This is a genomic window from Microcoleus sp. Pol14D4, assembly GCF_036701245.1.
GTDB lineage: Bacteria > Cyanobacteriota > Cyanobacteriia > Cyanobacteriales > Microcoleaceae > Microcoleus.
The window spans coordinates 1-14399 of record NZ_JAUBQM010000062.1 but is presented as its reverse complement, the minus strand read 5'-3'; the positions used below and the strand labels follow the sequence as shown (position 1 = coordinate 14399).

General features: G+C 46.0%; 15 protein-coding genes. 7 read left to right on the top strand and 8 right to left on the bottom strand.

The window, feature by feature from the left end; genetic code table 11:
• Positions 1-33 precede the first annotated feature (33 nt).
• From QUA33_RS20170 to QUA33_RS20145, 6 genes are all read left to right on the top strand, one after another.
• Entirely contained in the window at positions 34-456 is a 423-nt protein-coding gene (locus QUA33_RS20170) for a hypothetical protein (protein WP_333150604.1), read from the top strand.
• Between the two features lie 139 nt (positions 457-595).
• Positions 596-1114 (top strand): isoprenylcysteine carboxylmethyltransferase family protein, encoded by a 519-nt coding sequence (locus QUA33_RS20165; RefSeq protein ID WP_333150602.1) that lies wholly within the window; start codon positions 596-598, stop codon positions 1112-1114.
• 49 nt (positions 1115-1163) lie between these two features.
• Positions 1164-2600 (top strand): hypothetical protein, encoded by a 1437-nt coding sequence (locus QUA33_RS20160; RefSeq protein ID WP_333150600.1) that lies wholly within the window; start codon positions 1164-1166, stop codon positions 2598-2600.
• 396 nt (positions 2601-2996) lie between these two features.
• Positions 2997-4583 carry a chloride channel protein gene (locus QUA33_RS20155; protein WP_333150598.1) on the top strand — a complete coding sequence of 529 codons (1587 nt, stop codon included), beginning with the start codon at positions 2997-2999 and terminating at the stop codon, positions 4581-4583.
• A gap of 158 nt (positions 4584-4741) precedes the next feature.
• Positions 4742-5221 (top strand): J domain-containing protein, encoded by a 480-nt coding sequence (locus QUA33_RS20150; protein ID WP_333150596.1) that lies wholly within the window; start codon positions 4742-4744, stop codon positions 5219-5221.
• 69 nt (positions 5222-5290) lie between these two features.
• Entirely contained in the window at positions 5291-5563 is a 273-nt protein-coding gene (locus tag QUA33_RS20145) for a DUF3143 domain-containing protein (protein ID WP_333150594.1), read from the top strand.
• Between the two features lie 112 nt (positions 5564-5675).
• Here QUA33_RS20145 and QUA33_RS20140 read toward each other — a convergent pair whose 3' ends face one another.
• The 3 genes from QUA33_RS20140 to lysA all read right to left on the bottom strand — a co-directional run bounded on the left by QUA33_RS20140 (position 5676) and on the right by lysA (position 8978).
• Complete coding sequence (locus QUA33_RS20140; protein WP_333074010.1) at positions 5676-6422, bottom strand: isoprenyl transferase; 747 nt, start codon at positions 6420-6422, stop codon at positions 5676-5678.
• A 20-nt stretch (positions 6423-6442) separates the two neighbouring features.
• Positions 6443-7336 (bottom strand): diadenylate cyclase CdaA, encoded by an 894-nt coding sequence (gene cdaA / locus QUA33_RS20135; RefSeq protein ID WP_333098654.1) that lies wholly within the window; start codon positions 7334-7336, stop codon positions 6443-6445.
• A gap of 208 nt (positions 7337-7544) precedes the next feature.
• The gene (gene lysA, locus QUA33_RS20130) at positions 7545-8978 is read right to left on the bottom strand and encodes a diaminopimelate decarboxylase (RefSeq protein ID WP_333150592.1); all 1434 of its coding nucleotides are present in this window, start codon (positions 8976-8978) and stop codon (positions 7545-7547) included.
• A gap of 185 nt (positions 8979-9163) precedes the next feature.
• Between lysA and rimI the strand changes: the two genes are divergently transcribed.
• Positions 9164-9778: a ribosomal protein S18-alanine N-acetyltransferase gene (gene rimI, locus QUA33_RS20125; RefSeq protein ID WP_445243267.1), complete on the top strand. Its 615-nt coding sequence runs from the start codon at positions 9164-9166 to the stop codon at positions 9776-9778.
• Positions 9779-9848: 70 nt separating this feature from the next.
• Here rimI and QUA33_RS20120 read toward each other — a convergent pair whose 3' ends face one another.
• From QUA33_RS20120 to QUA33_RS20100, 5 genes are all read right to left on the bottom strand, one after another.
• Positions 9849-10097, bottom strand: a complete 249-nt coding sequence (locus QUA33_RS20120) for a cyclic nucleotide-binding domain-containing protein (protein ID WP_333150588.1) — start codon at positions 10095-10097, stop codon at positions 9849-9851.
• Positions 10097-10372, bottom strand: a complete 276-nt coding sequence (locus QUA33_RS20115) for an urea transporter (protein WP_333150586.1) — start codon at positions 10370-10372, stop codon at positions 10097-10099. Before QUA33_RS20115 ends, QUA33_RS20120 begins: the two co-directional genes overlap by 1 nt.
• A 355-nt stretch (positions 10373-10727) precedes the next feature.
• Positions 10728-11312 (bottom strand): hypothetical protein, encoded by a 585-nt coding sequence (locus QUA33_RS20110; protein WP_333150584.1) that lies wholly within the window; start codon positions 11310-11312, stop codon positions 10728-10730.
• A 472-nt stretch (positions 11313-11784) separates the two neighbouring features.
• On the bottom strand, positions 11785-13704 hold the full coding sequence (locus QUA33_RS20105; RefSeq protein ID WP_333150582.1) for a globin domain-containing protein: 1920 nt from the start codon (positions 13702-13704) through the stop codon (positions 11785-11787).
• A 133-nt stretch (positions 13705-13837) separates the two neighbouring features.
• Positions 13838-14155 carry a hypothetical protein gene (locus tag QUA33_RS20100; RefSeq protein WP_333150580.1) on the bottom strand — a complete coding sequence of 106 codons (318 nt, stop codon included), beginning with the start codon at positions 14153-14155 and terminating at the stop codon, positions 13838-13840.
• Positions 14156-14399: the final 244 nt, after the last annotated feature.

The following is a 14399-nucleotide window of genomic DNA, read 5'->3' as shown; positions in this document are numbered from 1 at the left end:
AGCCAACCGAGTTTTTTGGGGAAATATTGTTCAATGTTTGAAACCTCAAAAAACTCGGTTGCTTTTGGCGCGCGCTCGTTTCCTTGGAATCAACCTGTAAAATATGGAGCATTGATGATGTTAGATATGAAGTTAATTCAATCTTGTCTCGATCAGTTAGATATTGCTTGTATTCAATATGAAAGGAGAAAAATAAAATGCTATCAGGAAAACTGCGAGCCATATGAAGATGACAGAGACTGGCCACCGATTACTGCAACTGTTATTATTTGGCTTGATGGGCAAAAGCCGGGTTCACCCGGTCGTTATGCTGATTTTACTGCTTCTAACTATTATATTATGCATTGGCAATTGTATCTACTAAATGAGGAGGGTGTAAGAGAGTTGCGAGATTCCACTGATTATGATATCGAAGAGATACATGGGTCAGATTGGGAAAATCGCTACGACGATTGATGTTACTTGCTTGAATTGAATCAAAAATTATTACAGAACTTCACACCTACATCGATCGAACAGCTTCAGATTCTTTTTACCATATGTGCAATAACTTAATGATAACTATCAACTGTCAACTTTCAACTATTTCTTCGTTATGAAAATATTAACTGACTGGGGTTTCACGCGCGAAGGCTGGCGCAACAACAGCCGCGGCGAATATTTAGTTTTGCTGCAAGGAGCATTGCTCGCAGGATTTGCAATTTTACCAGTTTATCAACTGCCAGGATTCAAAATTCAATCAACTCAACTACTTTTTTATCTTAGCTGGACTCTAGCAAGTATTCTCAGCTTAAGCGGATTAATTTTCATAATCAAAGCACTAATAGACTTAGGAAAAAACCTCACACCATTGCCCTATCCCAGAGAAGACGGAAAATTAGTCCAAACAGGCGTTTACGGAATAGTGCGACATCCATTATACAGCGGCTTAATTTTAGCCGCACTAGGCTGGACAATTTTTCAACTCAGTATATCCCACTTAATAGCCAGCGCCATATTAATCATATTTTTCGACATCAAAGCCAACCGAGAAGAAACCTGGTTAACCGAAAAATATCCAGCCTATTCAGAATACAGCCAGCAAGTCAAAAAACTAATTCCCGGAATCTATTAACAGATTCCCTCTGCATCTGCGTTAATCTGCTTCAATCTGCGGTTTAAAAATGAAATATAACAAAAAAATACAAATTATACTGCTAGTATTAACACTATTTTTATGCTTGTCACAGCAATTAACAGCGTGCAGCTTTCTCAAAAAACCCTTTCAACTTCCCGCCTCAGCCAAACAAGAACCCTGGCCAATTCAAACAGGCCTCCGAACAGCCATCCTTCGCGACAACATACCAACAGTCAACCGCGTAGTTTTAGTACCAGACGAAGCCACATTCTTAGCAGCAATCCAAAAATGGAATCTCAAAGGAAACTGGCCTATTCTCATCGAAGACAAAAAATATGCGCCCATGTTTGTGCAACGCTTTCAACCGGAAGAAATAGTGCGTTTGCCCAGCATCAAACAGCAACTGCCAAAAAATCAAAAACTCCAACAATTAATGCTGAACGCCTCAGCAGCAGCTTGGAATGCCACCGATACTCAAACCTTAAAGGCACAATGGACGCAACTCGGCTGGGAACCCCCAGGAGTAGTAATCACATCAGAAAACGACCCGGCACGCTCAGCAGCAGTTGCCTTAGCAGCCGCTCACGGTCAACCTTTAGTATTTCTAGAAGGCAACTTCGGAAAACCCAACGATACCCTCAACAACACAGAGTGGAAAAATCTGCAACTAGCAGTTACAAAAGCTGTCGAATCAACCGGATATTTTTACTCTCAACTCGCAGACCCGATCGACACAATAACCATTGTACGCCAACTAGCAGTCAAATATCAATCTCCTGAAAAACCCGACGAACAACTAGCCGTTACCGATGGTTTGGGACGGCACCCCAACGGCGAACGCTGGGCGGCTGTCGGCTGGATTTACGGCTCCGAGGTACGATCGATCTATCAAGCCATGTGTGCCATATTTCTCGATACCGAAACCGCCATGCTTTATAACAGTTACCCCAAGGAAGGAAATTGGGGGAAATATGAAATGGATACCGCCGCTAGCGGACTAAAAACCATAGGTTTGAATGTCGAAGTAGTGCAGAAACCAGAATCGAGCCTGGAAAAGTGGCGGAGTTTAGCGTCAAAACCCTGGACATTTGACTTAATATTAATGAATTCCAAAGGCTACCCAAAATCATTCCAAGTCGGCAACGGCGACGCTTCAGTTGAGGACATACCAAAACTCCTATTTCCCGCAGCAATCCACATGATCCACAGTTGGTCAGCAGCCGCCCCAGATGACAACAACACGGTTGCCGGAAGGTGGTTAGAAAATGGTGCTTACGCATATATTGGCAGCGTCAACGAACCTTTTTTATCTGCATTTATTCCACCTAAATTAATGGTCGATCGCCTGAAGCGAGGCTCACCCCTTTTAATCGCAGCACGCCAGCTAGAATCCCCACCCTGGAAAGTCGCCACCATAGGCGATCCGCTAATGTCGATCGCCAAACCCAGACAAAGAATCCCCCCCACTCAACAACCGATGTGATAGTATGCGCGATCGAGGGATTTAAAATTGGAGATTTGAGATTTGTGGTTTTAAGATAAAATCTCAAATCGTCAATTATTTAATCTGAATGTTGTTTTTCACTGAGTTATATGATATTACCCGTTCACTGATGCGATCGCCCTAAACGCCAACACGCTAAATATAGTTAATGAGCATTATCGCCAGAGTATATCTAAGTTTGAATGTAACTTAGCATACAATCACGCCAAATCCGCCGCTCCTCAGAATCAGTCATTCCATCCAAGCGGCCCGCCCAAAAAATTTACCCTAAAATACGCCTTAATTAAGTTGTCAATTCCCCTAAAATCACTCAAAATGAAAATAAGAAATAAATTGTAATATTATATAACTTCTCACCGAAGAATTAACCGCTAAATGAGAGCCATCCCTCCTGTGGATCTGCCGCCACCCGGGCCAACTGCAGCAACTCCCCAAGCCTCCCGACTAAGCCCGCTATTTACCCGCCTGCACCCCAGCCCAGAAACCCTCCTGCTCATCCTCTCCCTAGTCATTGGGGGAGTTACGGGCGCAGGCGTCGTGACATTTCACTACCTCATCCACTTCATCCACAGCCTGATGCTGGAAGACTTCATGGGTGCGATCGCGTCGAAAGGTTCTTGGACGCTCGCCTGCATTCCCACCCTGGGCGGAGTCATCATCGGGCTGATGCGGTGGCGGTTTCGGGACTTTGGCCCGAATATGTCTTCCTTAATTGCAGCCACCCGCGGCCTGCAAGAACTCTCCCCCCTCAAACCCATCACCAAAATGGTGGCAGCCTCAGTTTCCCTCGGCACCGGCGCCTCCCTGGGCCCGGAAGCCCCCAGTGTCGAAATCGGCGCTAATTTTGGAATGCTGCTGGCTCAAGTCTTGCAGCTCTCCCCGGAACGGCAGCGCTTGCTCCTGGGCGCCGGAGCTGCTGCAGGCTTATCCGCCGGGTTTAACTCTCCCATCGCCGGAGTGTTCTTTGCTTTAGAAGTAGTGCTCGGCAGCACCTTCGCCACTTCGTCAGTCAGCGTAGTCTTGCTCTCCGCCGTAGTTTCCGCGCTGATCGCTCAAATCTGCTTGGGATCTCAGCCGGCCTTTGCTTTGCCGGTTTACGATGTCCGCAGCCCCTTAGAACTACCTCTGTACATGGGATTGGGACTTTTGGCGAGCGGAGTCTCCTTAGCCTACACAGAAGCAATTCAATTGGCAGATGGCTGTTTTCAAGGCAAAATCCGAGGATTTGCTTGGCTCGGACGAGTGCCCCGGCCGCTTCAGCCTATCATCGGCGGGGCCTGCGTCGGCTTAGTCGCCCTGCAATTTCCTCAAATTTTGGGTGTCGGCTACGAAACAGTCCAAGCAATGCTCCAAGATGTTAAATTTTCCTTGCCTTTGCTGCTGCTGCTGCTGTTTGTCAAACTGGCGATGACAGCAATCAGCCTCGGCAGCGGTTTAGTTGGCGGTATCTTCGCTCCGGCGATGTTTTTGGGAGCTTCCCTGGGTTCGGCTTACGGACTCTTTTTGGAAATGCTGCCGGCAATGAGCGATCGAGTCGCCGGCCCTCCTGCCTACGCAATGGTGGGAATGGCCGCCGTACTCGCCGGCAGTGCCAGAGCACCGCTGACAGCCATCCTATTGATGTTTGAATTAACCCGCGATTACCGGATTGTCTTGCCTTTGATGGCTGCAGTCGGATTGAGCGTTTGGCTGGTGGAGTGCGTCAACCGCCGATCGACAGCCCACAGCCTCAACCTTCAGCAAATGGGCGTAGACGTGGCTCTCAATACACCGATTAAAGCCAGAGAACAGTTGCAAGATTGGGAAGATGTTCTGGGCGATCGCATCGTCACAGAACTGATTTCTTGCCAACTTCCCATCGAGAGCGAACACAGTATCGATCGACCAGAACCCACCGACGCCCCAGTGCTAGCCCTCGCTAACTCACATTCCTCCGAAAAAGTCAACCCCAATAAAGAATAAAAAACCGCGTGACAGCAGAAACAGCCAAAGCACGGGAGAATTTAGAATTCTTCCCTCTTCCCTCTGTGTTCTCTGCGCCCTCTGCGGTTAATTCCTCTTCCTTCAGATTTCCGCTAAAATAACCAAATATTATTAACAATAGGCAGAGAGGGGCTTCGGTGGCAGGAAACGAGGCAACTGCAAAAAACAAAAGTCAAAAAATACCCGGAAAAACCCCCTTGGGTTCCACTCATTACAGCTTGTTAGGGCTGCATCCTTCAGCCTCAGCGATCGAAATTCGGCGATCGTACCGGGAACTGAGCAAACTCTACCATCCCGATACCACCGACCTGCCATCCGCAGTCGCCACCGCCAAATTTCAGCAGCTCAACAACGCCTACGCCACCCTCAGCAACCCAGAACGTCGCCTCGCCTACGACCTCAAAATAGGCTATTCTCGCCTGAACGTGATTGGGCCGCCCCCCGGCTTCGATGCTCCGGTTTCGGGCTCCGGCAAAAAAACTTCCAACTCCGCTTACCTAGATCCTACGGATCGACCTCTTTCTCCTGGAGAAATGTTTGCCCTGTTGATCATGGGAGCTAGCTTAATCGGATGTTTGGTACTGGCGATAGCGATCGGTTTAACTCGCGGCAATTAAAGCCTCAAATCCCCAATCTCCAATCCTCAATCGGAAATCCCCAATCCCCAATTTAAAATCTAAAATCCCATGACTCTTCCTTCCGCTGACACTCCTTTGTACAACCACCCACTCCCTGAAATCGAGCAGTGGCTAAAAAGCCGCGGCTGCCAGCAAGATCGGCGAGAACTCCACTGCTGGCAGATCGAGCAACTTACATGGAAAGCAGAACTCTCCCTCGATATTGACCAACTTACCGTCCGCTACATCGATGCTGGAGCCGACGGCCAAGACATTCAGCGAGCATTCAAATACTCCCTCTCGCGTCAGGACATTGAAGCGGCCATTTTCTCCGGCCCCTAATTTGATTTTAGATTGGCGAATTTAGATTTTAGATTGAGGAATACATTTCAGAATCTACTTAATTGGAAAGTGAAAAATTAATCTAAAATCCAAAATCTAAAATCCAAAATAGTTAGACTTTGCCAAATCGGCGGTTGCGTTGCTGATAAGTAGACAAAGCGCGGTGAAACTCCGATCGATCAAAATCCGGCCACAGCGTCTCAGTAATGTAAATTTCCGAATAAGCCATTTGCCATAGTAAAAAATTGCTCAACCGCATTTCCCCACTCGTTCGGATCAGCAAATCCGGGTCACAAACATCAGCAGTATACAAATAGCGTTTAAATAAAACCTCATCAATCTCCTCCGGCTGCAACTTGCCCTCTTTCACCTGAGTGGCGATCGCCCGACAAGCTTGTACAATCTCCTGACGCCCTCCGTAATTCGTCGCCACCGTAAACAAAATCCCCTGATTGTGCTGAGTGGCCGTCACAGAACGCTCGATTTGGGCCTGCAAAGACTTCGGCAAAGCCTGCAAATTCCCCATAAATTGAATTTGCACGTCCTCGTCCACCATCTCGCGCAATTCTTGCCGCAACTTTCCCTCAAACAAACTCATTAAAAAATCCACTTCCCCGGCCGGCCGCCCCCAATTCTCCGTCGAAAAAGCATAGGCCGTTAAAGCTGGAATCCCCCAATCTTTGCAGCAGCGCAGCAGTTCCTTCAAAGTGCTAGCTCCTCGGCGGTGTCCCGCAATCCGCGGCAACCCCTTCTTCTGAGCCCAGCGCCCGTTCCCGTCCATAATCACTGCTATGTGCTTAGGCAGTAGTTCTTGTTGCAGATCCTCCGGCAACTTTTCCAAGCAAATTCCTTGACTCATGGTTTCTCCCGATTACCCGACTAACGGCGCAGTATCCGTTTTAACAGCGTCACTCCCTTCAATCCTATCTGGCGTCCGAGATTGCCGATCGGAATTGGAGCCACAACTCTTTCTCCCTCCGACGGAAACAGCTTTGCTTCCAGCAATTCCTTAAGTTTGCTGCTAGTCAAAGGTCGATTTAACATTCCCATCTGCGCTAAAGAAATAGAACCTGTTTCCTCGGACACCACCACGCACACGCAAGCTTGCACCCGTTCCGTAATCCCCATCGCCGCCCGGTGGCGGGTTCCCAACTGCCGCGACGCGCTGCGATCGGACAAAGGCAAAATTACCCCCGCCGACACGATCCGCGAACCTCGAATCAAAACAGCTCCGTCGTGCAGCAAAGTTTGCGGCTGAAAGATTGTCTGCAACAATTCTTTAGAAACTTCAGCATTTAGCTTTAGTCCCGGCACCGAAAAATCTCGATCGTCGATCGGAGAATCTGTTTCTATAATTAGTAAAGCGCCCGTGCGGTTTTGCGAAAGTTCTTTTACTGCGTCCACAATTTCATCTATTACGCTGTCCGGTTCGGGATTTGGTCGGCGATCGCGTCCAAACAATTGCCGAAATTCCCCCCGACCCAATTGTTCCAGAAATCGGCGAAACTCCGACTGCAATATGACCGCCATTGCCACAGCCGAACCAGTCACCAAGCTATTGAGCGCAACGTGCAACAGCCTTAATCCAGCCCAGTTGCTCACCGCCGCCGCCAGCATCAAAATGATAAATCCCCTTACCATCCACAGCGTTCTGCGCTCGCCAACAATGACGAGCACCAAATACGCAAGGGCAAAAACCAGTCCAATATCTATCCCTTGAATCAATAAGGACTGAACCAGGGCCAAGTCAAAGCCAGATTGTTGATTGTTCATGGTTCATCGAACGCTACCGCCTGTGAACCGCGAACCGTGATGCACTCGAACCCATGAACCATGAACAGTTGTTATAAGGAATATGCTGAAAATCCCCGTGTTTTTAGACCGGGGAGTGTCAATCTAATCGCGTGACTGAACAAGGCAAAAGTTAAAAGTGAAAAGGCAATCATCACTAAGTAAACATGGATTGTCTTTCTTTTAACTTTTAACTTTTAACTTTTAACTTTTGAGATCCGAGTCGTTCAGGAAGGCGGTCAAGCCTCAGCAAATCCTGGTAAGTTTCCCGCTGTATAATCGTGTTAACTTCCCCATTACTAACTAAAACCGCTGCCGGTCGGGGCACTCGGTTGTAGTTAGAAGCCATGCTGTAATTGTATGCCCCTGTAGCCGGAACGGCTAGGATATCTCCGGCCCCACACTCTGGCAATTTGGCATCTTTAATCAGAACATCGCCTGATTCGCAGTGTTTCCCAGCAATTGTCACTGTTTCCGTTAAGGGAGCAGACATTTTGCCGGCTGCGAGGATTCGATAAACTGATTGATAGGTAATAGGACGCGGATTGTCCGACATTCCGCCATCGACAGCTATATACGTCCGCATTTCCGGAATGACTTTTTTAGAGCCAACGGTGTAAGCTGTAACGCAAGCTGTACCCACGAGCGATCGACCAGGTTCGCAAAGCAATTTAGGCAAGGGCAATTGCTGCCGCTCGCAAGCTGCTACCACTGCCTTGCAAATCGTACGAGCCCAATCTTCAATGCTAGGAGGATCGTCCGCTTCAGTATAGCGAATGCCCAACCCACCGCCAATATTAATTTCTGTCGCTGGCAAACCATAACTAAGTGCTTTTGTCAAGGCCTGAACAATGACTTCGGCTAAATCGTCATGGGGTTGCAGTTCAAAAATCTGAGAGCCGATGTGAGCGTGCACTCCGACGCAAAATAAGGACGGCTGTTGGCTGATGAAAGTAAATACTCGATCGAGCGAGTTGGGATCGAAGCCAAATTTACTGTCGATTTGACCCGTCTGAATGTACTCGTGGGTGTGACACTCAATTCCAGGAGTAAACCGCACCATAACTCGTGTCGGCCCACCTGTGAGGCTGCTGACACCCAATTCTCCCAACTCTGCTAAAGTCTCTAAATCCCGCCAATTGTCGGCTACGGTAATGCAGCCGTTTTCGACAGCTAGCTGTAGTTCCTCGCGAGACTTATTGTTACCGTGGAAGTAGATTTTGTCGGGGCCCACGCCGGCTTGCAGTGCAGTGTGGATTTCTCCGGCGGATACGACATCTATGCCTAAGCCTTCGGAAGCTGCGATCGCGCAAATTGCCAAACAACTCCAAGCTTTAGAAGCATAGAGCACTTGAGATTCGCCCGGATAGTAACGCCCGAAAGCATCCCGGTACTGGGTGCAAGCCGCCCGCAGCGTTTCTTCGTCTAAAATATACAACGGCGAGCCAAATTGCTCCACCAAGGCTGTTACCTCGCAGCCTCCGATTTCCAACCGATCGCTGCTGTTAACACTGGCTGTCAGCGGTAACAGTTCTTGATTGGGCGATCGATTTTGCAGGGCCGGCTTCGACTCAGACAGATACTTAAGTCCCGATTCGACCCCGAAAGATTGAGTTGATACCATCGCGCAATAACTATCCTAGGTTATTAGTCAGCAGTCATTAATCAGCAGTCAGCAGTCGGCAGTCATTAATCAGCAGTCATTGGTCGTTGGCAGTAGACTAATGTCTGGAGACTTGTGAGTCATGACTCAGGACTAGCAACAAACAGCTAATCGCTACTGTGTTTTCCAGTGTACAATTTACAGCCGTGCGTTTTCTAGAAATTAAACATCTCGCCGCCGAAGACCTCAACAGTGCAGTCGAACTCGATCGGCTCTGTTTTGGTGGACTGTGGACGATCGAAGGCTATGGGCGCGAGTTAGGCAGTCCTAACAGCGATTTACTGGGTTTGTGGGCATCGGAAACCGAGGACTGTGAATCAGCTCAAAACTTGGCGGACACGGGGGCACCGCCCCTACAGATTCCCCCAACTCTCATCGGTTTGGGTTGCCTGTGGGCAATTTTAGAAGAAGCTCATATTACAATTTTGGCAATTCATCCTCGCTTTCAAGGTCAGGGTTTAGGACAAGCCCTGCTTTGGGATTTACTAAAAAAGGCTCACTATAGACAATTAGAACGGGCAACCTTAGAAGTACGGGAATCTAATTTAGCCGCAGTTTCTCTTTACCAAAAATTTGGGTTTAAAGAGGCAGGGCGGCGGAAACGCTACTACGAAGACACCGGAGAAGATGCTCTGGTAATGTGGCGCAGCGGCATAGAGAAACCAGAATTTCTGCAATATTTAGCGGTTGAGAAAGTGCAAATTTGCGATCGGCTACACCAGAAAAACTGGCATTTGGCGATCGATACTTTTGAGTTTTGAATGTAATTTATGGCGCGTTTAATTTCTATTGACGAATAATTCTACTCCATATCAATTTAGTTCAAAATCCTCAGAGGGAATCAACCTCAGCATGGGAAGAAACATCTACCTGCCCGGCCATACTTACGGCTTTGCTTCGCGCTTCGATAATTTGACCTATCTCGCGCCCCAAGCTTGGTTGACGTTCAATCATCGTATTTACAGCATCTGAGTAGATGACAAGAACTTGCAAATCGTCAACGGCGACGATTGATACCGGACTCGGTTCCCCACTAAACAGTGCCCTCTTGCCAAAAAACTCACCGCCCAAGATAGTCATTATCTCATGCTCCCCAGCCAGGGAGACTGAATGAACATAGCAGCGAAAATTAGCAATCCACTTAAAGGGTTGTTGACGAAAATGACCTGACTAATTCCCCGCAAAGTGGCGTTGATGAAATCCAGCAGGGGTTGATTTTCCAGGCGCTGATTGAGGGCTTGCATTGTACCCAATCCCGCGAGGAGTCCCTTCGGCTTCTGGAAGGAGGGTTCTGGTGCCAAAATCCGCGAAATAAGTTCGTGTAAAGGTAATGGCTCGTCGGTTGTGGTAGCCATAGAATGAGCGTTGCTTATGGGTTTGTCGGTTTTGAGAAAATAAATTAAAGGAGTTTTCCGCCTAAATGAAGTGGTTTAAGGCCTAATCTTTAGATTGGCAAAATTCCACTCAAATTACAGATAACGCAATAGAAACCATAGTATAAGACAGACCCGCTCTGGCAAAAATAACGAATGATGTTGTACAGTAATGACCCGGTTGATAACTCATAACTCCTGCCTGAGACTAAGCCATTTTTTCCGAGTCGGCTTCAGCCATGAAACCGCTGCGATCCACTTCGTATTTACAATATATGTTTTGGTATTTTTTGACCATTATTTTTCACAAATTTTGATAATATAAAGACCGATAAGCCTAAAGTTCGTCCAGCTTCATATCGTCAATATAAAGCAAGAAGAAACCACCAAAAACTGATAGCACGGCCCGCAAAAATGGTTGAAGCGGAACTTGGTAAAAGCAACCCCAGACGCCGCACCAACATAAGATGATTGCAATTAGAGTATAAATAGTAGACAAGCTGGGATACTTATTTTTGAATTTATGAAAGACTTTCTCTCTAAAATTCATAGCCTCAAAAGCTTTTTCTGAAGGAGTTGTTCTCCCAAATAGCAACTCCTTTAAGGAGAGGTCGTCTAAAAGAAGCATTATCAGGCCAACAGCTAGCAAACTCAGAAAGCGCAGAATACTTTCTAGATAAAATTCAGGGGCGGGTGCTTCTAACAAATTTTCTCCGACAGCCCATGAGTCAAATATAGTGAAAGCACCAGTCCAGATAGCAATAATGTTGATAAATACGTAGAAAGTGTGAAAATTAGGATGTTTTTCTTTGAGGTTATTAAAAAAACTCTCTCGCCGACCGGAACGACGAGAACGCCTTTTTTGCAAGTCTTCAACTGCGGCTTGAACGGGTTTTTGCGGTTGCATATTAGGTTCTTGCATGATAGTAATTTTGTCACAAAAAATTTTCGCTATTTTTAGCTATACAATATATTCAAAATAGATTCTACCTGATTCTGTTGGTTTATCTTTTTTTTATTGCGTTAGGTTTCCATGATTTTCAGATGCTCCTCAAAAATGATGCCCAAGAGTAGAGGGTTTACATATTTTGAGATTTCGTCATAGTTGGTTTTAACCTTTGTGGTAGTGGATAATGACAGAACTTAGAAAGAGAATGAGAACGAATCAAAAAGTTTTTTCGTAGGCATTTATAGTGTAGAGGAGATTAGTCTCAGTGTCAATGTTGCTATTTTAATTCTTGTTATGAGCAGCACTTTAATGAAACGATTCCAGGTCAACAGGTTTCCTCCCCTGCGATCGCATTTCCGTAAGCCAAAGCTTTTATACTAAAAGGGCGACGCGACCATTTTAGTATAAAAACACATATTAAGGTCATAAAAAAGCTGGCATCAATTTATTTATTTGTGATTCCATCTTCCAGAGACTTATATTTTGAGCCATCAGGCATAACAGCACCTGTGAGCAAAGCACCACTCAGATCAGAAATGCTAACTTTAGCACCTTTGAGATTTGCACCACTTAGGTAGGCACTCTTCAGGTTAGCACCACTCAAACTAGCATTCGTCAAATTGACGCCGCTCATATTTGCGTTACTCAAGTCCGCACAAATTAAATTAGCGCCACTGAGGTTGGCACTACTGAAATTAACCTGACTTAATCGAGCAAAACTCAGGTTGGCATGACTGAGAGTAGCGCCACTCAATTTAGCCTGACTGAGGTTAGCATTATTGAGGTTAGCGTGGCTCAGATTAGCATTACTGAGGTCGGATTCACTCAATTTGGTGTCACTGAGATTTGCCCGGGAGAGATTAATATCTATTAACTCTGCACCAATAGCATCCAAACCTCTAAGAGAAACACCATCGTCATTCAAATCTTGGAGTGCCAGAATTCTTGCATAGCTAACTTTTACGCCGTGTGCTGCATCAACTATACTCCAAGCTTGGTAATGAAATTGCTTCCGACGATCCGGAGCTTCCTTAATGAATAAAATTAAAGCAACGACCATACTAAGAGCATCAACACTCTGCAAAACCTCTCCAATCAGAGAATTATCATCCGCCGCCACATAAATTATGATGAACAGAACTGCTGAAACACTAGCCACTAACCACGCGGGTTGTGTCCAAAAATTATCAATGAATTTTCCTAAAATTCCTTTGAGAACTTCACCCAATCGCTGAACGAATGATTGACCCTGAAATTGCTGATAACTATCAGTTATTTTTGAGAGCATTTTTTGGATAATTTCACCATCCAACTGAATTGATACTAAAGGCTTTTTATGTTGCTCGGTTGGCGGCGCGATCGGCTTAGATTCGTTCAGTAATTGTGTCTGTGATTCTTTTGGCTGATGGTGTGTGACATCTTTTTTATCTGCGACAACATTTGGTGAAGAATCTGCACCTGCGTCTTTTAACATCAAACCTGTAATTGCTCTGTAAGCATCTGTCCACGCCCGCTTGACTTCGGGAGTCCAATCTTCTTGGAGATACTGCTCAAAAGCCATCAGCAGTGCGTCTCCAACTGACCCATAATATTTGGGAATTACCCCATAGCCGATGTGTCTGCTTCCCAAGGCATTGAGAACAGGCCCTAAAGCTTCAGGAGAGCGGAGATTTTCTACTACCAATACCAACGCATTGATCAGCTTTTTCTGTTGCTTTTCTAAATCGATATTAGCAAACAGCGGTTTAAATTCAGGGTGAGCGATGAAGAGGTTTTCGTAGAAGCTAGCGGCAAATTCATCAGCACGAGGTTTAATTTTCTCAAAACTGCTTTCCAGTACCTCTACGGCTAATTTTGGCTCTTTTTGTGGGACTGATTCTAGTTGGTGATTAGCTGCTATACTTACCTGTTGATCGGGAATTATCTCTGTTTGTAATTGAACTTCTTCAGGTGTCGTTTCTACCCCGGCGCCTTTTAACATCAAACCTGTAATTGCTCTGTAAGCATCTGTCCACGCCAGCTTTACTTCGGGAGTCCAATCTTGCTGGAGAGACTGGTCAAAAGCACTTAGTAGTGCGTCTCCAACTGGACCGTAATATTTGGGAATTACTCCATAACCGATGTGTCTGCCTCCCAGTGCGTTGAGAACTGGCCCTAAAGCCTCTGGAGAGCGGAGATTTTCTACTACTAAAACCAGAGCGCTTATGAGCTTTTTCTGTTGCTTTGCCATATCAGTTTTGGCAAACAGGGGTTTCAACTCTGGGTGAGTTGTAAATAATTTTTCGTAGAAGCTAGTGGCAAATTCATCAGCACGAGGTTTGATTTTCTCGAAACTTTGCTCTAAAAGTTCAACATTTAAAGACATATTTTTGTTTCTCTCTTGAAAGTTGACGCTTCCTTGTCTTTAGACATGGTTTTTTAACTATCCGGCTGTGATGAATGCTTTTGATAGAGTGTTTGGAACCTGAGAGTTTGTTTGCTGACGCTAGGGCTAGATATTACAAACTTAAATTTTCCAACTCTTGGCAGAGGGTAGCCATAAACTCCTCTGCATCGTTGATGCCCATTTCTCCTAAAGCTTTCCACTCTTCACTGGTGTAATCTAAATCTAGTCCCATCACGTCTTGAGTCCAATAGGGCAAATTAGAGGGGTTGGCCATTAGCTCACAGGTGATCCTTAAGATTTCTGTTCCAGTTGTCTTTTGTCTAGCTTTTGTCGCCAAGCAAAAGGAGAGCAATTTTGCCAAATTACTTTGTGGTGGAATGGCTATTAGAAATGCCATGTTTTGTGCTAGTACAAACTTGTCTAACTTCATTGGATACTTTCCTGTTCCTAGTTTTAAGGTACTCACCTAAGTATTTTTTTTTGATCAATGAAACCAAGAGGACTTACGCTGCCTTCCTTCTATTATTAGACTATCTCTAGTAGTAAGGTGCTTCAGACCCATACTACAACTATAGATAGTTTGTGCGTAAGTCCTAACGTAACTGCTCAATAACCGCTGGTTGGAGTATCTGAGCTAAGTAGTCCCAGAACGCGAGCCAATAAACTTATTTCTC

Bases quoted from the DNA above. Each gene is read 5' to 3' on its own strand.
- QUA33_RS20170 (WP_333150604.1), top strand. From the start codon at position 34: ATGTTTGAAACCTCAAAAAACTCGGTTGCTTTTGGCGCGCGCTCGTTT.
- QUA33_RS20165 (WP_333150602.1), top strand. From the start codon at position 596: ATGAAAATATTAACTGACTGGGGTTTCACGCGCGAAGGCTGGCGCAAC.
- QUA33_RS20160 (WP_333150600.1), top strand. From the start codon at position 1,164: ATGAAATATAACAAAAAAATACAAATTATACTGCTAGTATTAACACTA.
- QUA33_RS20155 (WP_333150598.1), top strand. From the start codon at position 2,997: ATGAGAGCCATCCCTCCTGTGGATCTGCCGCCACCCGGGCCAACTGCA.
- QUA33_RS20145 (WP_333150594.1), top strand. From the start codon at position 5,291: ATGACTCTTCCTTCCGCTGACACTCCTTTGTACAACCACCCACTCCCT.
- QUA33_RS20140 (WP_333074010.1), bottom strand. From the start codon at position 6,422: ATGAGTCAAGGAATTTGCTTGGAAAAGTTGCCGGAGGATCTGCAACAA.
- cdaA (WP_333098654.1), bottom strand. From the start codon at position 7,336: ATGAACAATCAACAATCTGGCTTTGACTTGGCCCTGGTTCAGTCCTTA.
- lysA (WP_333150592.1), bottom strand. From the start codon at position 8,978: ATGGTATCAACTCAATCTTTCGGGGTCGAATCGGGACTTAAGTATCTG.
- QUA33_RS20120 (WP_333150588.1), bottom strand. From the start codon at position 10,097: ATGACTATCTTGGGCGGTGAGTTTTTTGGCAAGAGGGCACTGTTTAGT.
- QUA33_RS20115 (WP_333150586.1), bottom strand. From the start codon at position 10,372: ATGGCTACCACAACCGACGAGCCATTACCTTTACACGAACTTATTTCG.
- QUA33_RS20110 (WP_333150584.1), bottom strand. From the start codon at position 11,312: ATGCAAGAACCTAATATGCAACCGCAAAAACCCGTTCAAGCCGCAGTT.
- QUA33_RS20105 (WP_333150582.1), bottom strand. From the start codon at position 13,704: ATGTCTTTAAATGTTGAACTTTTAGAGCAAAGTTTCGAGAAAATCAAA.
- QUA33_RS20100 (WP_333150580.1), bottom strand. From the start codon at position 14,155: ATGAAGTTAGACAAGTTTGTACTAGCACAAAACATGGCATTTCTAATA.